The following is a 20,140-nucleotide window of genomic DNA, read 5'->3' as shown; positions in this document are numbered from 1 at the left end:
CTCACACCTCCGTAGGCGCGGTGGCCGATCCCACCGAAGTCTTGCTCAAACCGGAGAGCCCGGCGCCGCGGGCCCGCCTCACGGCCGGTTCCAGTGCGTCCAGGAACGCACGGACGTCCTCGCGGGTCGAATCGTGTCCGAGCGTGAGCCGCAGCGACCCCCGGGCGACCCGCACGTCGGCGCCCATCGCCAACAATACGTGGCTGGGTTCGGCGACACCGGCGGTGCACGCGGATCCGGTGGAGCACTCGATGCCGTTGGCGTCGAGCAGCATCAGCAGGCTGTCCCCTTCGCAGCCGGGGAAGGTGAAGTGCGCGTTCCCCGGCAACCGACCGCCCCCGACGGTACCCGGATCGCCGTTGAGCACCGCGTCCGGCACGGCCGAACGCACCCCCTCGATCAGTTCGTCCCGCAGGGCGGCGAGCTCCGCCGCGTGGTGCTCGCGCCGGTCGACCGCCTCGCGCAGCGCACTGGCGAGGGCCAGCACGGCGGGTGTGTCCAGCGTGCCGGAACGGACCTCGCGCTCCTGGCCACCCCCGTGCAGCAGCGGCGTGCAGCTGACGTCCCTGCCCAACACCAGCACCCCCACGCCGTAGGGACCACCGATCTTGTGCCCGGTCATCGTCAGCGCCGAGACCCCGGAGGACTCGAAGTCCACGGGCAGCGTCTCAACGGCCTGGACGGCGTCGGTGTGCAGCGGTATGCCGTACCGGACGGCCACCTCCGCCAGTTCCGGAATCGGGTTGACCGTGCCGACCTCGTTGTTGGCCCACATCACGGTGACGAGCGCCACCTCTTCCGGGGCCTGACGGACCGCCTCCTCCAGCACTTCGGGGGCCACCCTGCCGTGCGAGTCGACCTCCAGCCAGGTGATCTCGGCTCCCTCGTGCTCCGCCAGCCACTCCACGGTGTCGAGCACCGCGTGGTGCTCCACGGCGGAGGCGAGCACCCGACGACGCCGCGGATCGGCGTCCCTGCGACCCCAGAAGATGCCCTTCACCGCGAGATTGTCACTCTCGGTGCCCCCACCGGTGAACAGCACCTCGGAAGGGCGAGCGCCGAGTGCGGCCGCGATGTCCTCGCGGGACTCCTCCACGGCACGACGAGCTCGCCTGCCGGAGGTGTGCAGGGACGAGGCATTGCCCAGTGTGGCGAGCGCTTCGGTCATGACCTCGATCGCGCCCGCACGCATCGGGGTGGTTGCCGCATGGTCCAGGTACGTCATCGCCCGTCCAGGATAATCCCTCGGGAGCGCGCCACCAGGCGCGCACCCAGCGAGCCCGTCACCATCAGCAGCCCCGCGAGCACGGCCACGCCCAGGGTCGGTTCCCGAGTACTGGCCAGCAGGTTCACCAGCGCCCCTCCCAAGCCGATCAGCAGGGCCTGTCCGAGCATGTCGGAGATCTGCAACGCGGCCGAGTTGAACCCTCGTTCGGCCTGGTCCGAGAGCCCCAGCACCCGCACGGCCGTGCTGGAGACGGACACCCCCATACCGGCACCCGCGATCGACCAGAACAGGAAGATCGCCCGGTCCGCTCCCCATTCCGGTGCCAGCAGCGCCACACCGAGCACGCCCACGACCACCAGCACGAACCCGGACGCCACCAGGTGCTCCCTGCTGAAGCGCCCCTGCCTGCCCTGCCAGAAGGACCCCAACGACCACCCCAGCGAGGCCACGGTCAGCGGAATTCCGGCCAACATCGCCGAATAGCCGTGCACGACGGTCAGCACCAGCGGGATGAAGGCCTCGGCGGTGAAGAAGACACCGGCCAGCAGCCCACGCGCCAGCACCATGACCGGGATGCCCGGCCGGGCCGAGAGCGTCCCGGTGGGCAGCAGCACCCGAATACACACCCACAGCGAGACGGTCGCAGCCACGCCGAGCACCGCCGAGAGCAACGAGGGATGGTCGGCGCTCCAGTTCAGCACCACTGTGCCGAACCCGGCGCCGAGCGCAGCGGGCAGCAGTCCGGGTCTGGCCGTGGGCCGCGTCTCGGGCTTGCTCCCCGCGCGCCGAATGGTGGGGGCGAGCAGCACCGCCCCGAGCAGCACGAACGGCGCCAGCCCGAGAAAGACCCACCGCCAGTGCAGCTGTTCGGTAATCAGACCAGACAGGGCGGGCCCGAGCAGCGAGGGAAGGACCCAGGCCGCGGACATCGCGCCGAACGCCCTGGGGTGGTGTCGCTGGGGATAGACCCTGGCGATCATCACGTACAGCGGCACGGCGATGCTGCCCCCGCCCAGCCCCTGCAGAGCCCGGGCGAGCAGCAACACGGACATGTTCGGCGCGGCTCCGGCGAGCAGGAGTCCCGCCGCGAACAGTGGCAGCGCGAGCAGCAGCGGCAGCGCGGGTCCGTGCCGGTCGGCGAGCCGCCCCGCGAAGACGGTTCCGACGGCGCTGGCGGCCATGAACAGCGTGAACGCCCAGGAGTACCACCGCTGTCCGTCCAGTTCGGCGGCGATGGTGGGCAGTGCCGTCGCCACACCCATCGCCTCGAAGGCGACCAACGTGACCACCAGCAGTAGGCCGATGGTGAAGTTACGGTACCGCTTTGACCACAGTGGACTTTCGGGCTCCGGTTCCGTCGTGGCGGTCGTCTCGCAAGGATCGTTCCGATCGGTCACCGCACGATGTTGCGACTTCCACCGCGGTGCAAGTCCAGTGGTTTCCCGGAGGACGTGGCTCACACGCTTCGGTGACGACCCGGGCGCAGTAGGAGGCCAGTGCCCGTCGTGCGGCGGAAGCGTCCCGCCGTGCGGCGGCGTAGCCGATGGTTTCCCGCTGGGAAGCGGTACGCACGGGAGCGTGGAGCACGACCGCACCGGGCTCGCGGTCGAACATCCCCGGCGCAGCGGTGGCCGGGGCACCGGGGGACGGCAGCTGGATCAGCTCCACGACGAGACCGCGCACCGCCAGGACCTCGCGCAGCGAAGCCAGCAGGGTGTCCTCGCCGACGAACGCGGCAACGGTGGTGGGCTCCCCACTCATCAGTTCGTATCGCAGCGCGACGGGCCGCACCGGCGCCCCCGCTTCCAGGGCCGCCTGAAAGACGGCGGAGCGGTACTGCCCGGACGCACGACCGCATCGAGTCGTGCCTTCCGGGAACGCACCGACCACGTGTCCGTGGCGCAGTGCCTCGGTGACGGAACCGATCGCGGCCGGCAACCGGGTGGGACGCTCCCGCTCGATGAACAGCGTGCCCGCCCGCACCGCCAGCCTCCCGAGCAACGGCCAGTGGCGCACCTCGACCTTGGCCAACAGGCGCATCGGGCACACCGCCTGTAGCGCGAGCACGTCCAACCAGGAAACGTGGTTGGCCACCACCAGTGCCCCCGCGGCTGTGCCCGTGCGGGGTGGCGGAGCACCGCGCACTCGCAGCCGCACGCCGAGGGCGGCGAGGACGCCGGTGAACCACGTTCGGGCGGCGATACGCCGCAGGCTCGCGGGCAACACCGGCATGGCCGACGCGAGCATCGCCCCGTACACCAGCAGCACGGCCAACCCCAGCACCCGGCGCAGTCGGCAGGTGAACGTGGCGCGGGGCAGCGACCCGCGGTCGGGGAGGCAGGACGTGTCGCACGGCGAGTTCGGTGTCCAGGTGTCGCCCCCGCTCACGAGTCCCCCAGGAAGCGCTCGAGGTATCGCCGGTCGATGTCGTGCGAGTCCAGCAGCACGAAGAAGTCCGCGACGCCGAATTCCGGGTCGTGTGCGGGTGGGCCGCACACTCGGGCTCCCAACCGCAGATACCCGCGCAGCAGAGGTGGCAGCCGGACACGCTCCGGAGCGGGCACGGTCCGAGTGGGCCAGGGGCGGTAGGGCCGAACCCGGTGGGAGCGGGCCGCGTAGTGACGGCGGCGAACCGCCTGCCACACCCCGGCGGCCGACGTGCCGCCGTCCCGCAGCGACACCGAGGCGCAGCCGGCGAGCCAACGATGACCGTGCAACAGCAGGTAACGAGCGATACCGGCCCAGATCAGACCGATCACCGCCCCGGTTCGGTGGTCCGGATGCACGCAGGAACGCCCCGTTTCCACCAGATCCGAGCGCAGCGGCGCCAGGGCGGTGAGGTCGAACTCCTCGTCGGAGTAGAGCCTCCCGGCTGCGCGGGCGTGCCGGGGCGGCAGCATCCGGTAGGTGCCGACGATTTCGCCCGATCGCTGCGATCGCACCACGAGGTGGTCGCAGAACTCGTCGAAGGAATCGGTCTCGACTCCGGTCCCGTCCTGGTGCACCAGGGCGCCCATCTCGGTGGCGAACACCCGGTGGCGTAGCCGCTGGGCGGCTCGAATCTCGGCTGGTTCCCTGGTCAGAAGTAATGAGTAGTGATCGGCTCCGCTCCGGTCCCGCCCGGCGGTGACGGCCAGCAACGTGGCGTCGGATCGCGCTGTATCGGCCATGTCCGCAGATGTAGCCGGGTCCGTGCGACCACCGACAGTGGCACCGGACGGACGCGACGAGAACTTCGGGTGAATGACGGGTACCCGAGGCCCACCGGAGGTCGGGAGCAGGGCCAACAGCAAGCGGGGCCGACAGTATTCGGGGGCGGGGAGACCGGCCGGTCTCCCCGCCCCCGAGGACGCCGCGGAACGAGCGGTCGTCAGCCCTTGCGGTTGCCGACCTCCTCGGTCAGCTGCGGGGCCACCTTGAACAGGTCGCCGACGACGCCGAAGTCGGCGATCTCGAAGATCGGCGCCTCGGCGTCCTTGTTGACGGCCACGATGGTCTTGGAGGTCTGCATCCCGGCGCGGTGCTGGATGGCACCGGAGATCCCCAACGCGAGGTAGAGCTGCGGGGAGACCGTCTTGCCGGTCTGCCCGACCTGGAACTGGGCGGGGTAGTAGCCCGAGTCGACCGCGGCACGCGAGGCACCCACGGCGGCGCCGAGGGAGTCCGCGAGTTTCTCGATCACCTCGAAGCTCTCCGCGCTGCCGACACCACGGCCGCCCGAAACCACCACGTTGGCCTCGGTCAGCTCGGGACGGTCTCCCGATTCCGCGGGCTGCCTGCCGGTGACGGCACCGGACTTGCCCGAGTCGGTGCCCGGAACCTCGACGGATTCGCGCACACCGCCGCCGTCCAGCGTCTCCGGCTCGACGCTGCCCGGCAGCATCGACACGATCGGAGCACCGGAAGCGGCCTTCGCCCTCGCCTGGTACGAGCCGCCGAACAGCGAGTAGTCGGCCACTCCGTCGGAATCGATGTCGGCGACCTCGGACAGCAGTCCGCTGCCGGTGCGCACCGCCAGCCTGCCCGCGACCTCCTTGCCGTCGACACTGGCCGACAGCAGCACCGCCGCGGGGGAAACGCGCTCGACGAGAGTCGAGAGCACGTCTACCTGCGGCGTGACCAGGTAGTCGTCGATGTCGGCCGATTCCGCCGTGTAAACCTTGGCGGCGCCGGCCGAAGCCAACGCATCGGCGATCTTGTCGGTGGCCCCGGGACCGCCGGTGACCACCGCGGCGGGCTCGCCGAGCCGGCGGGCCGCCGTGAGCATCTCGTACGTAACCTTCTTGACCTCGCCACCCGCGTGGTCGACGAGGACCAAAACCTCAGACATGGATAACGCCCTTCTCAAACGCGACCGAAGCCGAAACACACCACGACTCGAAACGATCCGGACTTGTCACGACCACCCGCGCGAACCGCCGAGAATCGTCGTGTGGGCGCCGGAACGCGGCACCCTGCCGGAACGGCAGCGGAACCGAACCCCCTGCGGTGAGGAACTCTCAGACGAGGTTCTTGCCCGACAGGAACTCGACGATGCGGGTGCCGCCGTCGCCCTCGTCGGTGACCTGCTGGCCTGCTTCCTTCGGCGGCGCGGGCGCGGACGAGACCATCTGCGTCAGCGCGCCGGACAGTCCGACCTCGTCGGCCTCGATACCGGCGTCGGCCAGCGCCAGGGTGGAAACCGGCTTCTTCTTCGCGGCCATGATGCCCTTGAACGAGGGGTACCGCGGTTCGTTGATCTTCTCGGTGACGCTGACCACGGTGGGGAGCTCGGCGCGCACGCTGGCCACCCCGGCGTCGGTCTCGCGTTCGATCGAGACCGTCGATCCGTCGACCGACAGCGAGCGCGCGTAGGTGAGCTGCGGCCAGCCCAGCAGTTCGGCCAACATCGCCGGGACGGCACCGCTGCGTCCGTCCGTGGACTCGTTACCTGCGATGATCATGTCCACCGAATCCAGCGTACCGATCACCTTGGCCAGCGCCTTGGCCGTGCCGACCGCGTCGGTACCGTGCAACGCCTCGTCCGTGAGGTGCACGGCCTTGTCGGCACCCATCGACAGTGCCTTGCGAATCGCGTCGGACGCGCCCTCGGGGCCCATGCACAGCACGGTCACTTCACCGCCGTGGGCCTCCTTGGCCAGCAATGCCTCCTCAACGGCCCGCTCGTTGATCTCATCCAACACCACATCGGCGGATGCCCGATCCAACGTGTGATCCGAGTCGGACAACTTGCGCTCGGACCACGTGTCCGGCACCTGCTTCACCAGGACGACAATATTCATGGGCCCTCTCCGACCTCCTGCGGACTGTTGACGGCTTCCTGGCTGAGTAGTCCCGGCGCGGCATGTCCCCGGGAAGGTTGACCTTGCCACGTAGCCCCGTGAAAAGCACAGTGACGCCAACCACCATGGATGTTACCGGCCGGTAGCCCCAGCGTAACCCGGATACGGGGGTGACGGTACTCACTCCGCGAGCCCGTTCCCCCGCGGGGCGCCGCACAGCGAATCGCTCGAGCGTAACCCGCACTGCACGGGTACTCATACGAACAGGTGATCAACGCTAGCCTGAAAGCATGAATCGACGCGTCGCAATCGTTACGGACTCCACCGCATCGATCCCACCCGGCCTCGCCGAGGAACTGGGCATCACGGTAGTGCAGCTGGACCTGACCATCGACGGGGAAAGCGACGACGAGCGACGCGTGCCGCACGCCAGACTCGCCGAGGCGATGCGATCGGGACGACCGGTGGCCACCGCCGCCCCGCCAGCTCCCGCGTTCTTCTGGAACTACGCGGACGCGGTCAACGAGGGTGTCGAGGCGATCGTCTCGGTGCACCTTTCCGGCAGGCTCTCGGACACCTGCGAAGCCGCACGCGCCGCGGCGGCCGAGGTCGGCGTGCCGGTGCACGTGGTCGACTCCGGCATGTGCGGACTGGGATTCGGCCTACCGGTGATCGCGGCGGCCGAGGCAGCCACCCGAGGGGCCGACGTGCACGCGGTGCTGGAGCTGCTGCACCTGCGGCTGAACGGCACCACGGAGATGGTCTACGTCGACACCCTGGAGCACCTGCGGCGCAGCGGACGGGTCAGCGGCGGGCAGGCCACCCTCGCACGGGCACTGTCGATCAAACCACTGCTGGTGATGCGCGACGGCGAACTGCGTGAGATGACCAAGGGAATCGGACCGGAACGGGTGCTGCGCAAGGCAGTGGAGCAGGCGACACGGACGGGATCCGGAAGGGTCGACTTCGCCACGGAGCACTTTCAGGCACCCGAACGCGCCAAGTGGGTGCTGGAAAAGCTCAACCGCAGGTTGACACCGCAGCGGGAACCGCTGTTGGAGGAGACCAGCGCGATCATCGGCGCGCACGCCGGCCCCGGTGCAGTGGGAATCACGATCACCCCCGCGTGAGGCCGAAGTCTGGTCTCTCACCCCGCGTAGGTGACCCCGCGTAGGTGGTTGCGTGGCGGAACCTCCGTGGGCGCCTCGCTGCGGGTACCGGAGACATCGGGTAGCGACCTACACAACGTCCCCGGCCGTCCTCGCGAGGCACTCCACGGAGAACCCGCGGTCGGTCCTGCTGCGAGGGCGGGCGGGGCTCGGCCCGCGGAAGTGGTGGGAGTGCGGCTACTCGTCGTCGCTGGTGGCCCGTCGATTTCTCGAGAAATCGCCGCGCCCTTGGTGCTTCGAAAGCCGAGCCCCAATCACCAGTGCAGGGCGAACCCCGAACATCAACGCAGGGCGCCGGGCGGTCAAAACGCATCAGGGTTGGAGCTTGTCCATGGCCCGGTGTATCCGCTTCTCCGAGACCGAGTGCGGTGTTCCCAGTTCCTGCGCGAAGTAGCTCACCCGCAGTTCTTCGATCATCCAACCGATCGACCAGAGCCGCTCACCCACCGGTTTGCCGTCACCCACGGAATCGAGCATCTCCTGGTAACGCTGCTCCACGCCGCGTACCCGCTCCATCAGATCGCGATCCCGGCCGGGATGCTGCGCGATCTTCCGCAACCGGTAGGAGACGGCTTCGAGGTAGCGTCGCAGATCGGCCAACCGCCACCACCCCGTGTCGGTGACGAACCCGGGGTAGATCAGGTTGGACAGTTGGGTACGGATGTCCTCCGCTGCCTCGGCGGAAAGCGAGCGTGTGCCGTCCAGTTCGGCCTCCACCCGCTGCTGGGTGGCAAGTATCTGCTCCACCGTGGACAGGACTCGTGCGGAGGTCTCGTTCAGCCCCTCACGTACCTGCTGCACCACAGCGGTGAAGGCATCCTGGTCCTCGGGCACTCCCCCGGCTCGGTCGATGAGCGCGTCCGCGGCACAGGCGATGCAGTCCTCGAAAAGAGTCTCGGGATCCCCGTGCGGACTACGACCGAACACCAGTTTCGCCGAGTTCGTCAGTCGGCGCCGCAGGAACTTCACCGGTGAGGGCAGGTTCAACAGCACCAGTCGACGGGCACCACGACGTTGCTGGTCACGTTGTTCGGCGACCGTGTCGAAAGCACGGATGCCGACGCTGTCGCCCTCGTCGACCAGCGCCGGGTAGGCCTTGACCACCTGACCGTTCCGTTGCCGCTCGAAAGTACCGGGAATCTTGCCGAAGTCCCACTCCCGCAGCCCGTGCCGTTCGATGCTTTCCGCGGCCGCCGATATCTCGGCCCGCAGCCGCGGACGCAGCCGTTCGGAGAGTTCCTCGAGGTCCTTGCCCTCCGCGAGGGTGCGTTCCTCGCCGCTGTTCTCGTCGCCCTCCACCACTCGGAAGGTCATCCGCAGATGGTCGGGAATCCGCTGCGGATCCCAGGCATCGAGCGGAACGTTGACCCCGGTCATGCGACGAAGCTCGGTGGACAGCGCTTCGAGCAGCGGCCCCTCGTAAGGTCGCAGCCGCGCCAGCAGTGCTCTGACGTGGTCGGGAACCGGTACGAACTCCCGCCGCCACTGCTTGGGCAACGCCTTGAGCAACGCCGTGATCAGCTCTTCCCGGAGCCCGGGAATCTGCCAGTCGAAACCGGCGGGGCTGAGCTGGTTGAGCACGGCCACCGGCACGTGCACGGTCACCCCGTCGGCGTCACTGCCTGGTTCGAACTGGTAGCTCAGCCGCAGCCGGTGCCTGCCCTGCTGCCAGAAGTCCGGGTAGTCGGTGTCGGTCACGTTCGCGGAGGTCTCGTTGAACAGCAACGACCTCGGGAAGGTGAGCAGGTCTGGCTGCTGCCGCCGGACCTTCTTCCACCAGGTGTCGAAGTGACGTGCGGAAACCACCTCGGCACCGACCCGCTGGTCGTAGAAGTCGTAAAGCGCGTCGTCGTCCACGACGATGTCGCGGCGCCGGGCGCGTTGTTCCAGCTCCTCGACCTCCGCGAGCAGCGCGCGGTTGGTGTGGAAGAACTCGTGCCGGGTTTCCCAGTCGCCTTCCACCAGTGCGTGCCGGATGAACAGCTCACGGCAGAGTTCGGGCTCCACCCGCCCGTAGTTGACCTTGCGACCTGCCACGAGCGGAACTCCGTAGAGCGTCACCCGTTCATAGGCCATCACCGCACCCTTGTCCTTCTCCCAGTGCGGTTCGCTGTAGTGCCGCTTGACCAGGTGCCCCGCCAGGCGCTCGATCCAGGCGGGCTCCACCTTCGCGACGGTGCGCGCCCAGAGCTTGGAGGTCTCCACCAGTTCGGCCGCCATGACCCACTGCGGCTGCTTCTTGAACAGCGCCGAGCCGGGGAAGATCGCGAACTTCGCACCCCGTGCGCCGAGGTACTCGGTGCCGGAACGGCGGTTGGAGCCGGACTTGCGCTCGGTGTCCTTCAACCCGATGTGCGATAGCAGGCCGGCCAGCAACGACTGGTGCACCCGGTCCTCGTCGGCCGGCTCGTCGTTGATCGAGATTCCGAGCGAATTGACCATCTGCCGCAGCTGGCTGTAGAGGTCCTGCCACTCCCGCACCCGGATGTAGTTCAGGTACTCGTTGCGGCACATGCGCCGAAACTGGTTCCCGGACAGCTCCCTGCGCTGGTCACGCAGGTACTGCCAGAGATTGAGGTAGGCGAGGAAGTCGGACTGCTTGTTGTTGAACCTGGCGTGCTGCTGATCGGCGGCCTGCTGGTGCTCCGTGGGACGTTCCCTGGGGTCCTGAATCGACAGTCCGGCCGCCACGACCATCGTCTCGTGCACGCACCCGTTGACCTCGGCCTCGACGATCATCCTGGCCAGCCTCGGGTCGATCGGCAGCTGCGCCAGCTTCGACCCGACCTTGGTCAGTCGCTGGTTGTCCTGCTTGCCCCGCTTGGTGGACTGCTCCAACGCACCCAACTCGTGCAGCAGGTTCACCCCGTCGGTGATCTGCCGCCGGTCGGGGGGTTCCACGAACGGGAACGAGGCCACCTCGCCCAACCCCAGCGAGGTCATCCGCAGGATCACCGAGGCGAGATTCGTGCGCAGGATCTCCGGATCGGTGAACTCCTGCCGGGCCAGGAAGTCCGCCTCGGAGTACAGCCGGATGCAGATCCCCTCGGACTCGCGGCCGCAGCGCCCCTTGCGCTGGTTGGCCGAAGCCTGCGAGACGGCCTCGATGGGCAGCCGCTGCACCCTGGTCCGGAAGCTGTAGCGGGATATCCGCGCGGTGCCGGGATCGATGACGTATTTGATGCCCGGCACGGTCAGCGAGGTCTCGGCGACGTTGGTGGCGAGCACGATGCGCCGCGTGGAGTGCCGCTGGAAAACGCGCTGCTGTTCGGCCGAGGACAGCCGCGCGTACAGCGGGAGCACTTCGGTTCGAGGCGGTTTGCGCTGTTCCAGCGCCTCCGCGGCGTCGCGGATCTCCCGCTCACCGCTGAGGAAGACCAGGATGTCGCCGGGCCCCTCGGCGCACAGCTCGTCCACCGCGTCGCCGATGGCCGTGATCTGGTCGCGCTCGACGTCCTCGAGCTCGTCGGAGTCGTCGACCAGCGGTCGGTACCGCACCTCGACCGGATAGGTCCGGCCGGAGACCTCCACGATCGGCGCGTCGTCGAAGTGCCTGGAGAACCGCTCCGGATCGATGGTGGCCGAGGTGATGATCACCTTGAGATCGGGGCGCTTGGGCAGGATCTGCTTTACGTAGCCGAGGATGAAATCGATGTTGAGGCTGCGTTCGTGGGCCTCGTCGATGATCAGCGTGTCGTAACGTCGCAGCAGCCTGTCCCGTTGGATCTCCGCGAGCAGGATGCCGTCGGTCATCTGCTTGACCAGTGTGTCCTCGTCGGCACGTTCGGTGAACCGAACCTGGTATCCGACCGCGCCGCCCACCTCGACGTCGAGTTCGGTGGCGATCCGCTCGGCGACGGTACGCGCGGCGAGCCTGCGCGGCTGGGTGTGACCGATCGAACCGAGGATCCCGCGGCCCAGCTCCAGGCACATCTTCGGCAGCTGCGTCGTCTTGCCCGAACCGGTCTCCCCGGCGACGATGACCACCTGGTTGTCCCGGATCGCGCTCATCAGGTCCTCCCGCCGCCCGGTGACGGGAAGCTCCGCGGGATAGGTGATCTCGGGAACCTGCTCCCTGCGGCGGGTGACACGCTCGTGCGCGGCAGTAATGTCATCCGAGATCTCGGACGCGACGCCGTGCAACGCCTCCTGGTCGCGGATCTTGTGCGCGCCTTCGATGCGCCGCCGCAGCCGCCGGTGGTCCTGCGGCATGAGTTCGGTGAGGCGGTCGCGGAGCTCGGACAGCGAGGGCGGAACGGGTGCAGTGGCCATAACTCTCTCCAGGATAGAGATCCCGGCGGGCGGCACGCCGCCGTGCTTCACGAATCACACGTCACGGGCCCGGCGACGGCCGCGCCGTGCCAGCCGGGCCGATCGGCAGAGGCCGGGCGGAAACGGGCGTTACCAGCCGGTCTCGGCACGGCACAGTACCGCCGTGGGGGTCCTGCCCACGCGGGTGAGCACCACGGTGGCCGCCGCGTCGCCGGAGAGCTTGAGCCTCCGGCGCAGGGCGTCCGGATCCACGTCCAGGCCGCGGACCAGAATCTCCAGCCGCCCGACCCCGTGGCCGCGCAGCAGCGCGCGCAGGCTCTTCTCGTTGTACTTGCCGTGCTCGAGCACTCGGAACGCCCGCACGCCCGGTGGTGGTGTCTCGCCGGTCAGGTAGGCGATGCGGTGGTCGAGCTGCCCCAGGCCGTACCGGGCGGCGTACTGCCGGACCAGCCCGGCACGCACGACGGCGCCGTCCGGATCCACCAACCACTCCCCGATCGACCGCTCCGGGCAGTCGTCCGGTTCGGCGTCGGTGAGGCGGAGCTTCGTCCCGCCCGACTCGTCGAGCAGGGTTGCCCCGCGACGAACCCCCGGTTCGGCGAGTCCGCCGAACCACAGCGACGCCTCACGCACCTGCCCGGCCAGCGAGACCAGCTCGATCTCTGCCCGTTCCGGCACCGCCTCGAAATCCAGTCCGGGCGCGCACTTCACGACCAGGTCGCGGTCCCGGTAGGTCTCGACCAGCTCCCGCAACGGCGGTTCCAGATCCTCCGGGCTCCACTTCCTGCGTCCCGCGCCGTCGCGGCGGCCCGGGTCGGCGACCACCGTTGTCGCCGTGGTCACCGGTCGCAGTGCGTCCGCCCGCGCCAGCACCGGTTCGACCCCGCGCGCCGCCAGGTTGCCGCGGGCCATGCGGAGCCGCACCTCGTCGCGATCGGAACCGACGAGGCTCCGGGCGAGCGGCGCGATCTCCGCGAGATCCGCCCCGATGGAACAGGTGACGTCGTGCACGTCCCTGCCCACCAGCCGGGCGGCGCGGTGCGCGGCGACCGAACCGGTCGTGGCCTGCTGCAACGCGGTGTCGGTGAACAACCAGTCCGCGGCGTCGCGCAGCTTGGCGGCGGCCCTGCGACGCAGCGCCACGGTCTCCAGCACCGCCGCGGCGTACCGCTCACCCGCCACCTCCCGGGCTGCTGCCGTGTCCGACAGCCGGGAGGAGTCGGTCAGCGGGAGCCGCGCGACGCGTTCCAGCGCCTGCCGTCCCGGTGCGGAACGCAGAAACGCGACGTCGGAGGGGTCGAACCGGTATGCCACGATGCCGCCGGATCAGTTGCCGGTGAACTCGGCCTTGCCGGGACCGTTCTCGATGAACGAGCGCATCCCGATCTTCTGGTCCTCGGTGGCGAACAGCGAGGTGAACAGGTGGGTCTCGATCCGTAGTCCGGTGTGCAGATCGACCTCCAGCCCCTCGTCGATGGCCCGCTTCGCCGCGGCGAGCGCGTGCACGGGGCCGTTGACGAACTGCTCGGCCCAGCGGCGCGCGGCGGCGTAGACGTCCTCGGCGGCCACGATCTCGTCCACCATACCGATCGACAGCGCCTCCTGCGCCTCGACGAACCTGCCGCTGAAGACGATGTCCTTGGCCTTGCTCGGCCCGACCAGCCGAGCCAGTCGCTGCGTGCCGCCGGCGCCGGGGATCACCCCGAGCAGGATCTCGGGCTGCCCCACTTTGAGTCCCTCTGCTGCGATGCGGCGGTCGCAGGTGAGCGCCAGCTCGAAACCGCCCCCGAGCGCGTATCCGGTCATGGCGGCCACGGTGGGCTTGGGAATCTCGGCCACCGCGGTCAACGCGGCGGAGAGCCCGCTGCGCTCCTTGCTCGCCATCTCGGTGGCCGACTTCTCCGACATCTCCTTGATGTCGGCACCTGCCGCGAACACCTTCTCGCCGCCGTAGACGATCACCGCACGCACGTCGTCCCGCTCGGCGGCCTCGTTGGCCACCTCCCGGATCTCGCGCTCGACCTGGCTGTTGAGCGCGTTCATCTTGGGCCGATCCAGCCGGATCGTGCCGATGCCGCCGTCCACTTCGAGCCCGACGAACTCACCCACGTCGCAAACCTCCTGAAAGCCTGTGAAAACGCGCTGATCCAACCACGAACGGTGCCGCAGGCTACCGCGCTGGAACACCCGCCGCGCCCGTGGCCTCGGTCACAACCACCGCACCCGGACTCGCTCCGGGCAGCGCTGACCGCGCGGCGGTTCGAGCCCGGGACGTAGTGCCACCGGGCACTCCGCTCGAAGCACAGCAGGAACCGAGTGGCCCCGCAGCGTGATTCAGCGCGTACCGGGGCCACTCGGTCACCGGACTACCGGATCACTCGAACCGCTCGTTCTTGACGGCGTCGATGAACGCGGCCCACTGCATGCCGGTGGTGGTGAAGTACCCGGCGGAGCGGTCCTTGGTGTCACGCACCGCCGCGCCATTGCCGATGCGGCCGATCTCGACGCAGCTCGTCCGCTGATGCGAACGGCTGGACTTGCGCCAGCCTTCAGGATGTGCCGTCATTGCTGTCATCCTCCATTTCGTCTGCACGGCTGGCGATGAACTCCACGGAGGCATCGGGGCTCATCGCCACCTCGTGCAGATTAGTAACCGCTTCCTGGTAGGCGTGAGCGTTGCCCGGGGTGTGCAACGACACCGATGAGTGGTACTGCTCCATGTGCACGATCGGCGTTGCCTTCGGAAACTCGAACAGGATGAACGAGCCCATGTGCGCCGGATGCCACATGGTCGCGCCGCTACGCAGGATACGAATCTCGATATTGTCCGCGTCAGCCGTTTTTGCCAGGTGGCGCAGCTGTTCGACCATCACCTCACGGCCTCCGATCGGATCATCGAGCACGGATTCCGTGATGATCGCCACGAAGTGCGGAGCGTTTCGCGTGGTGAGGATTTCACGCCGTCCGATACGCATGAGGACGCGCTGCTCACGCTCGTCGACGGGCAGCATACGCATAATGGCGCGTGCGTAATCCGAGGTCTGCAGAAGTCCAGGGATCACACCGGTGGCGACATCGGTGATGCGACTGGCGCTGCGCTCGAACTCGATGAGCGTGGTGAGTTCCTTGCGCGGCCCGGACGACCCGGTCGACAACCAATCGGGCTGATCGGCGTCGCGAGCCATCTCGACCAGGCGTTCGCGTTCGGCCGCTGATACGCCGAGCGCTCCGAGGTACGCGGCGACGAGCTCCGGACTCGGAACCGTGGCACCGGTTTCGTATCGCTGGACTTTGACGTGGTTGGTTTCGAGCTCGCGTGCCACGGCTCGCAGAGTGAACCCCGCGTTCTCCCGGATTTCCCGCAGCTCAGCACCCAGTGCTCGCGCTTTCGGTGTCCCGCCGCTGTTACGTGCCATGTAACAACCGTATCCACAACGGGTGGTTGTGCACCATCACCTGTTTAGGGAATTGCCTAAGTTGGATGAGTAAATCACTCTGGTACACGTACCAAATCTGGTTACTGATTCTATTGCAGGAAGGGACACGAACATGCCGCAGAGATATGACTTTTCCGACCCCGGCGAGCGGGCGAGGTGTGTTCATGAGGGTGGTCCGGGGTCGGTGCGGGTGTGGATATCGCCGCACACGCCGACCGTGGTCCAGATAGACACGCCGACGGTCTACAACCGGACACGGTGGACGCTCGCGCAGGCCCGACACCTGCGCGCGGTGCTGGACGCGGCGATCCGGGCGGGAGAACGGGCATGAGTCCCGGCGAGTTCGCGATGTGGGTCGCGCACGAGCAGTGGCGCATGGAACAGCTCTCGCACGACATCGCCGGGCGGCTGGCCACCGGACGGCAGTGCCGCGAGGCCGCCGAGGTGTTCGAGCGGATGACCGAGCACCTTCGGCGCTACGCCGACGAGCTGGACGGGACCAACGTCGTCGACGGCGACACCGATGCCTGACGAGGTCCGGGCCGACGCGGCGCTGACCGAGATCATGCCCGCCCTCGGGCTGGCCCGGTTCTCGCACTGGCGTGGCACGTTGCCGCTGTCGGCCGTGACGAAACGCCGTCCCGGAAGCAGCGACCTACCCGGTCGGCCCACGGCGGACAGCCCGCTCGCGCTCGACGGCGCGGACCCGGACCTGCTCGCCCGCGTCCTCGCAGGTCTGCGCGCCATGTAAGCCACGGCCCGACACCGTCGAGACCCCGACCTCCGGTGCCGGGCCGTCCACCGCCCGGCCGGTCTCTCCCCTTCCCCGTCCGGCCGGGCGGTTTCCAATCCCCGCAGGAGACACACGAATCACCAGGACGGCTGCGCCGCTCCCGCTCATACGCCCTCGGTGTCGTCCCCTACTGGTAGGAGATCCCGTGATGCTCGACGACATTCGCGACCGGCTGCGACAGATCACCGACACCGTGCCCGTCCCGGAACTGTCCGAGGCCGAAACCAAGCTCGACGAACTCCGCTGTCAGCTGTGGCAGGTGGCCAGTGGCTCCGACCAGGTGCACGTGCGGCAGGCGCTGGGACGGCTCAGCCTGGCCCATGAGAAGACCGGCGAAGCCCTGCAGGCCATGACGCTGGCTTCCGACCATACGCGCGACTACACCACTGCCCTGTAAGGAGCCAAGGTGTCCGATTCCGACGTGCGACACCTGGCAAACGAGGTCAGCGGTGCTCTCGCACAACTACCCACCGAACAACTACAACAGGCACGGGTCTGGCTCGACGAGTACGCCCTGCCCACCCTCGGTGAGATCTCCGACGGCAGCCGGAACCCACAACTGTACGAGGCCATCGACCTGTTCCACCAGGCTCGTGAGCTCATCGACGACGTCCTCGCCCTGTGCGGGAGCTCCCGCAAGCATCTGGTGGATTACCTCGCCGGGCTCGGCATGAGCGGCGACCAGCCTCCGCCCAGTATTCCCCACCCATCGACGTTCCCGCGTGTTCCCACCGACGCGTCCCGCGACCGATCATGGATCAACCAGGTTCGCGAACGGCTGCCCGAGCACACCGGCAGACAAACCACCGGACTCATCTACGACCAAGACGGAAACGAACAGATACTGGCCAGTGGCCGAGACCAGAAACTCTCCGACCGCATACGCCTCACTCTCGACACATCGAGCGTGTATCCCCCGCATCGAGGAGACGCGTCCCCAGTGGTCGACACGCACGTCGAAGCAAAGTACGCCCAACGAATGAAAGAAGCAGGGCAGACCTACGGAGTCGTCGTACTGAACAATCGCATGTGTCCTGACCCGTGGGGCTGCCATGCTGCGGTACGAGCCATCCTGCCTCGTGGATCAACACTGGCCGTATGGGAACCAGGGGAAACACGTCCCATCGAGATACATGGAGAGGCAACACCATGACCACCATCGACACGGGGACCGTCGTAACCGGCATTCTCGGTCACGACCTCCACTACGCACGCACCCCCGAGGAAACCGCCGACCTCGTCGAGGCCGTCCTCCGCACCCGGTATTCCCAAATCTACGTGTGGGATCGACCCTGCTTGAGCTTCCGCGACGAACACGGTCCAGCTTTCCCGCACGCGAGACTGCGCATCACCGCCGACCCCGACAACGGTTGGGGCGCACTCAGCCACATGGACGCACGCCCCGAGGCGGTCAACGGTGCGGCGGCAGACTCATACAACCCCCACACCACCGAGGAGACACCACCACTGCTGTTCGATCCCGAGGGAGACCTGTGGTTCCCCGCCTCGGCCTCACTACCCCTCGACCAAGCCCGCGAAGCCATCACCGAGTACTGCCGCACCGGCACACGACCCGAATCCGTGCGGTGGCAACCCGGACAATGGTATTGAGCCCGACCCTTGCTGTGGATCACTACCCGAATTCGGGTCGTCCGGAGCGGGCGCAGGCGGTAGGCCCCGCCGAGCGGGAGTCCCGACGACCCGAAACCACGATCAGTCGCGCCGCGTCGCGAAGTAGCGATCCCCGGTGCGCTGCAACCGCAGGTCCTGCCCGAAGGTCTCGGAGAGGTTCCGCTCGGTGAGCACGTCGTCGAGCAGCCCCTGCGCGACCACACCGCCCTCGCGAAGCAGCAACGCGTGGGTGAATCCCGGCGGGATCTCCTCCACGTGGTGCGTCACCAGCGTCATCGCGGGCGCGTCCGGGTCGAGGGCCAGCGCCGAGAGCCTGGCCACCAGGTCCTCGCGCCCACCGAGATCCAGCCCGGCAGCGGGTTCGTCCAGCAACAGCATCTCGGGATCGGTCATCAGTGCCCGCGCGATCAGTGCGCGTTTGCGCTCCCCCTCGGAGAGGGTGCCGAAGGGCCGATCGGCCAGTTCGGCGATGCCCATGCCGCGCAGCAGTTCCTCGGCGCGCTCGGTGTCGATGTGGTCGTAATCCTCGTTCCACCTGCCGACCACCGCGTAACCCGCGCTGACCACGACGTCGCGCACGAGCTCCTCGGTGGGCATCCTCGACGCCAACGCGGCCGAGCACAGCCCGATGCGGGGGCGCAGCTCGAAAACGTTGGTGCTGCCGAGCCGCTCACCGAGCACATCGACAGCGCCCGTGGTGGGATACATCTCGGCACCGGCGAGCTTGAGCACGGTCGTCTTCCCCGCACCGTTGGGCCCGAGTACCACCCAGCGTTCGTCCAGCTCGACCGACCAGTCCATATCGGTCACGAGTGTGTTCGCCGCCCGCCGGACACTGACGCCATCCATCCGGATGACCAGGTCGTCCACGTCTACCTCCCAGCCGTGACCGGCCGTTGTGCGCGTGTTGGTCGACACGCGCTTCGCCTCCGCCGCGGACCGGCGGGGTTTCCGCGTCCGCGCTTGTCATTGTCCCGCTCGTCCGGTGGGGCTCCACCACCGGGAGAGAACCCCGCAGGCCACGATATGCCAGCTTTTCCCGCGAAATCGACGGTCGATTCCAACGAGGACGAGTAACATCCCTCGCCCGTGCACCCCTGGTTGAGACTACTCCGCAAACCCTGGTTCCTGGTGGCGACGCTGGCCCTGGTCGTGCTGACGACCGTGGAAACATCCCTGGGCAACGGCCCTCTCGGCGTGCTCGCGGCCGTGACCGGTGCACTGCTCGGCACGATCGTGCTCCCCATGTGCACCCGGACGGGCCTACTGCTGGGCTCATTCCTCCTGGGACTGCGGGTTCGACACATCGTGTTCGGCGCGGGCCGTCGACTCGGCACCGTGCGCGCCGGACAAGCGGAAGTGACCTTTCGCACATTGCCCGTGGTGCTCAGCGCGGACATCGGCCCGCGGCGGGAACCGGTCATCGCGCGCTGCTGGACGGCCGGACTCGTATCGGCACTGTTCGGGGTGGCCGTGGCTACCGCGGGTTGGTTCGGGATCGGGACACCGTTCTGGGACGGCTTCGCGCCTGCCGCGACCGCGGTGCTGCTGTACCAGCTGATCCCCGGCAGGACGCCGCTGCGCACCTCGACGGGATGGCTGCTGTTCGGGCTACCCCGACAGGACGCGGGGCGGGCACGGGAGTTCCGCGCGGGGGCTTACGCCGCCGAGGCACACGCGCTGCTGCAACGCGGCGAACTCGACCGGGCGCAGGCCGTGGTGGACGAGCTCGACGGGATCGCACCGGACTCGCACACCGCGCTGTCCTGCCGGGTGACCATGCACGAGGCGCGCGGTGAGTTCGACACGGCCACCATGCTGCTGCTGGGACAGCTGTCCGAGCAGCAACCGCCGCCACGGGAGATGTGCTACATGCTCGCGGGACTGGCCGGACTGGGGCTGGCCGCGGCGGAGGCGGGACAACTTCCCGCCGCCGACATCGTGCCCACGGCCGAGCAGGCGCTGCACGACTCCGTCCGGCTGGGCTTCCCCGCCTTCGAGCTCAGCGGAACGTTCGGGCTGCTCGCGCTGTCACAGGGCGAAACGGCGGAGGCGGTCCGGCTGTGCGGGACCGGGGCGGAGTACTCGACCTCGACCACCAGCCGGGCGGACAACCTGGCGACGCTGGCGAGGGCGTACATGGCCGAGGGCGAGAACGGGCGGGCCCGCGAGACGCTGGCCGACGCGGAACGCCTCGCGGACTGGTGGCCCCGGGTCCGCTCGGTGCGGCAACGTCTGGACGTGGGTTGACCGGTGTTTCCGCGGGCGGCCCCGGGTGTGCGGAGCACGGCACGGGAGCACCGGGGCGATGCCGCTCGAGAAGGGAA

Annotated in this window: 20 protein-coding genes; 8 read left to right on the top strand and 12 right to left on the bottom strand. The window is 68.4% G+C overall.

What is annotated here, in order from left to right; genetic code table 11:
• Position 1: 1 nt before the first annotated feature.
• From BLR41_RS17865 to BLR41_RS17840, 6 genes are all read right to left on the bottom strand, one after another.
• On the bottom strand, positions 2-1,225 hold the full coding sequence (locus BLR41_RS17865) for a cysteine desulfurase family protein (RefSeq protein ID WP_092630214.1): 1,224 nt from the start codon (positions 1,223-1,225) through the stop codon (positions 2-4).
• Positions 1,222-2,625, bottom strand: a complete 1,404-nt coding sequence (locus BLR41_RS17860; RefSeq protein ID WP_218120219.1) for an MFS transporter — start codon at positions 2,623-2,625, stop codon at positions 1,222-1,224. Before BLR41_RS17860 ends, BLR41_RS17865 begins: the two co-directional genes overlap by 4 nt.
• Positions 2,540-3,616 (bottom strand): lysophospholipid acyltransferase family protein, encoded by a 1,077-nt coding sequence (locus tag BLR41_RS17855; protein WP_218120218.1) that lies wholly within the window; start codon positions 3,614-3,616, stop codon positions 2,540-2,542. Before BLR41_RS17855 ends, BLR41_RS17860 begins: the two co-directional genes overlap by 86 nt.
• Entirely contained in the window at positions 3,613-4,398 is a 786-nt protein-coding gene (locus BLR41_RS17850) for a GNAT family N-acetyltransferase (RefSeq protein ID WP_092630211.1), read from the bottom strand. The genes BLR41_RS17855 and BLR41_RS17850 overlap by 4 nt, the downstream gene beginning before the upstream one ends.
• Before the next feature lie 200 nt (positions 4,399-4,598).
• Entirely contained in the window at positions 4,599-5,558 is a 960-nt protein-coding gene (locus BLR41_RS17845; protein ID WP_092630208.1) for an electron transfer flavoprotein subunit alpha/FixB family protein, read from the bottom strand.
• 169 nt (positions 5,559-5,727) lie between these two features.
• Positions 5,728-6,510 (bottom strand): electron transfer flavoprotein subunit beta/FixA family protein, encoded by a 783-nt coding sequence (locus BLR41_RS17840; protein ID WP_176798042.1) that lies wholly within the window; start codon positions 6,508-6,510, stop codon positions 5,728-5,730.
• Positions 6,511-6,800: 290 nt separating this feature from the next.
• Here BLR41_RS17840 and BLR41_RS17835 point away from each other — a divergent pair, with 290 nt between their 5' ends.
• Positions 6,801-7,640, top strand: a complete 840-nt coding sequence (locus BLR41_RS17835; RefSeq protein WP_092630205.1) for a DegV family protein — start codon at positions 6,801-6,803, stop codon at positions 7,638-7,640.
• 351 nt (positions 7,641-7,991) lie between these two features.
• Here the strand turns inward: BLR41_RS17835 and hrpA are convergent, their stop codons facing one another.
• The 5 genes from hrpA to BLR41_RS17810 form a co-directional block, all read right to left on the bottom strand.
• Positions 7,992-11,951 (bottom strand): ATP-dependent RNA helicase HrpA, encoded by a 3,960-nt coding sequence (gene hrpA / locus BLR41_RS17830; protein ID WP_092630202.1) that lies wholly within the window; start codon positions 11,949-11,951, stop codon positions 7,992-7,994.
• A gap of 129 nt (positions 11,952-12,080) precedes the next feature.
• Positions 12,081-13,265, bottom strand: a complete 1,185-nt coding sequence (locus BLR41_RS17825; protein WP_092630200.1) for a THUMP-like domain-containing protein — start codon at positions 13,263-13,265, stop codon at positions 12,081-12,083.
• A 12-nt stretch (positions 13,266-13,277) separates the two neighbouring features.
• Complete coding sequence (locus BLR41_RS17820; RefSeq protein WP_092630197.1) at positions 13,278-14,060, bottom strand: enoyl-CoA hydratase/isomerase family protein; 783 nt, start codon at positions 14,058-14,060, stop codon at positions 13,278-13,280.
• Between the two features lie 265 nt (positions 14,061-14,325).
• Positions 14,326-14,517: a DUF397 domain-containing protein gene (locus BLR41_RS17815; protein ID WP_092630193.1), complete on the bottom strand. Its 192-nt coding sequence runs from the start codon at positions 14,515-14,517 to the stop codon at positions 14,326-14,328.
• Positions 14,501-15,367 carry a helix-turn-helix domain-containing protein gene (locus tag BLR41_RS17810; protein WP_092630190.1) on the bottom strand — a complete coding sequence of 289 codons (867 nt, stop codon included), beginning with the start codon at positions 15,365-15,367 and terminating at the stop codon, positions 14,501-14,503. Before BLR41_RS17810 ends, BLR41_RS17815 begins: the two co-directional genes overlap by 17 nt.
• A 133-nt stretch (positions 15,368-15,500) precedes the next feature.
• Here BLR41_RS17810 and BLR41_RS22940 point away from each other — a divergent pair, with 133 nt between their 5' ends.
• The 6 genes from BLR41_RS22940 to BLR41_RS17785 all read left to right on the top strand — a co-directional run bounded on the left by BLR41_RS22940 (position 15,501) and on the right by BLR41_RS17785 (position 17,792).
• Positions 15,501-15,719 carry a hypothetical protein gene (locus tag BLR41_RS22940; RefSeq protein ID WP_176798028.1) on the top strand — a complete coding sequence of 73 codons (219 nt, stop codon included), beginning with the start codon at positions 15,501-15,503 and terminating at the stop codon, positions 15,717-15,719.
• Positions 15,716-15,919: a hypothetical protein gene (locus BLR41_RS17805; RefSeq protein ID WP_092630188.1), complete on the top strand. Its 204-nt coding sequence runs from the start codon at positions 15,716-15,718 to the stop codon at positions 15,917-15,919. Before BLR41_RS22940 ends, BLR41_RS17805 begins: the two co-directional genes overlap by 4 nt.
• The gene (locus BLR41_RS17800) at positions 15,912-16,139 is read left to right on the top strand and encodes a hypothetical protein (protein WP_092630185.1); all 228 of its coding nucleotides are present in this window, start codon (positions 15,912-15,914) and stop codon (positions 16,137-16,139) included. Before BLR41_RS17805 ends, BLR41_RS17800 begins: the two co-directional genes overlap by 8 nt.
• 190 nt (positions 16,140-16,329) lie before the next feature.
• Entirely contained in the window at positions 16,330-16,578 is a 249-nt protein-coding gene (locus tag BLR41_RS17795; RefSeq protein ID WP_092630182.1) for a hypothetical protein, read from the top strand.
• A gap of 9 nt (positions 16,579-16,587) precedes the next feature.
• A complete protein-coding gene (locus BLR41_RS17790) occupies positions 16,588-17,334 on the top strand; it encodes a DddA-like double-stranded DNA deaminase toxin (RefSeq protein ID WP_092630180.1) in 747 nt (248 codons plus the stop codon).
• Positions 17,331-17,792 carry an Imm1 family immunity protein gene (locus BLR41_RS17785; RefSeq protein ID WP_092630177.1) on the top strand — a complete coding sequence of 154 codons (462 nt, stop codon included), beginning with the start codon at positions 17,331-17,333 and terminating at the stop codon, positions 17,790-17,792. Before BLR41_RS17790 ends, BLR41_RS17785 begins: the two co-directional genes overlap by 4 nt.
• A 102-nt stretch (positions 17,793-17,894) precedes the next feature.
• Here the strand turns inward: BLR41_RS17785 and BLR41_RS17780 are convergent, their stop codons facing one another.
• Positions 17,895-18,662, bottom strand: coding sequence for an ATP-binding cassette domain-containing protein (locus BLR41_RS17780; RefSeq protein WP_092630409.1), 768 nt, complete (start codon positions 18,660-18,662; stop codon positions 17,895-17,897).
• A 240-nt stretch (positions 18,663-18,902) separates the two neighbouring features.
• On the opposite strand from BLR41_RS17780, the gene BLR41_RS17775 reads away from it, so the two are divergent.
• Complete coding sequence (locus BLR41_RS17775; RefSeq protein WP_245694418.1) at positions 18,903-20,063, top strand: tetratricopeptide repeat protein; 1,161 nt, start codon at positions 18,903-18,905, stop codon at positions 20,061-20,063.
• Positions 20,064-20,140 lie beyond the last annotated feature (77 nt).

It is taken from the genome of Actinopolyspora mzabensis, assembly GCF_900101095.1.
GTDB lineage: Bacteria > Actinomycetota > Actinomycetes > Mycobacteriales > Pseudonocardiaceae > Actinopolyspora > Actinopolyspora mzabensis.
The sequence above is the reverse complement of the archived record's forward strand: the minus strand, read 5'-3'. Positions and strand labels throughout refer to the sequence as shown.

Excerpts from the sequence above, each read along its gene's own strand:
- BLR41_RS17780 (WP_092630409.1), bottom strand. The coding sequence starts at position 18,662 with ATGGATGGCGTCAGTGTCCGGCGGGCGGCGAACACACTCGTGACCGAT.
- BLR41_RS17795 (WP_092630182.1), top strand. The coding sequence starts at position 16,330 with ATGCTCGACGACATTCGCGACCGGCTGCGACAGATCACCGACACCGTG.
- BLR41_RS17785 (WP_092630177.1), top strand. The coding sequence starts at position 17,331 with ATGACCACCATCGACACGGGGACCGTCGTAACCGGCATTCTCGGTCAC.
- BLR41_RS17810 (WP_092630190.1), bottom strand. The coding sequence starts at position 15,367 with ATGGCACGTAACAGCGGCGGGACACCGAAAGCGCGAGCACTGGGTGCT.
- BLR41_RS22940 (WP_176798028.1), top strand. The coding sequence starts at position 15,501 with ATGCCGCAGAGATATGACTTTTCCGACCCCGGCGAGCGGGCGAGGTGT.
- BLR41_RS17865 (WP_092630214.1), bottom strand. The coding sequence starts at position 1,225 with ATGACGTACCTGGACCATGCGGCAACCACCCCGATGCGTGCGGGCGCG.
- BLR41_RS17835 (WP_092630205.1), top strand. The coding sequence starts at position 6,801 with ATGAATCGACGCGTCGCAATCGTTACGGACTCCACCGCATCGATCCCA.
- BLR41_RS17840 (WP_176798042.1), bottom strand. The coding sequence starts at position 6,510 with ATGAATATTGTCGTCCTGGTGAAGCAGGTGCCGGACACGTGGTCCGAG.
- BLR41_RS17850 (WP_092630211.1), bottom strand. The coding sequence starts at position 4,398 with ATGGCCGATACAGCGCGATCCGACGCCACGTTGCTGGCCGTCACCGCC.
- BLR41_RS17800 (WP_092630185.1), top strand. The coding sequence starts at position 15,912 with ATGCCTGACGAGGTCCGGGCCGACGCGGCGCTGACCGAGATCATGCCC.
- BLR41_RS17805 (WP_092630188.1), top strand. The coding sequence starts at position 15,716 with ATGAGTCCCGGCGAGTTCGCGATGTGGGTCGCGCACGAGCAGTGGCGC.
- BLR41_RS17845 (WP_092630208.1), bottom strand. The coding sequence starts at position 5,558 with ATGTCTGAGGTTTTGGTCCTCGTCGACCACGCGGGTGGCGAGGTCAAG.
- BLR41_RS17815 (WP_092630193.1), bottom strand. The coding sequence starts at position 14,517 with ATGACGGCACATCCTGAAGGCTGGCGCAAGTCCAGCCGTTCGCATCAG.
- hrpA (WP_092630202.1), bottom strand. The coding sequence starts at position 11,951 with ATGGCCACTGCACCCGTTCCGCCCTCGCTGTCCGAGCTCCGCGACCGC.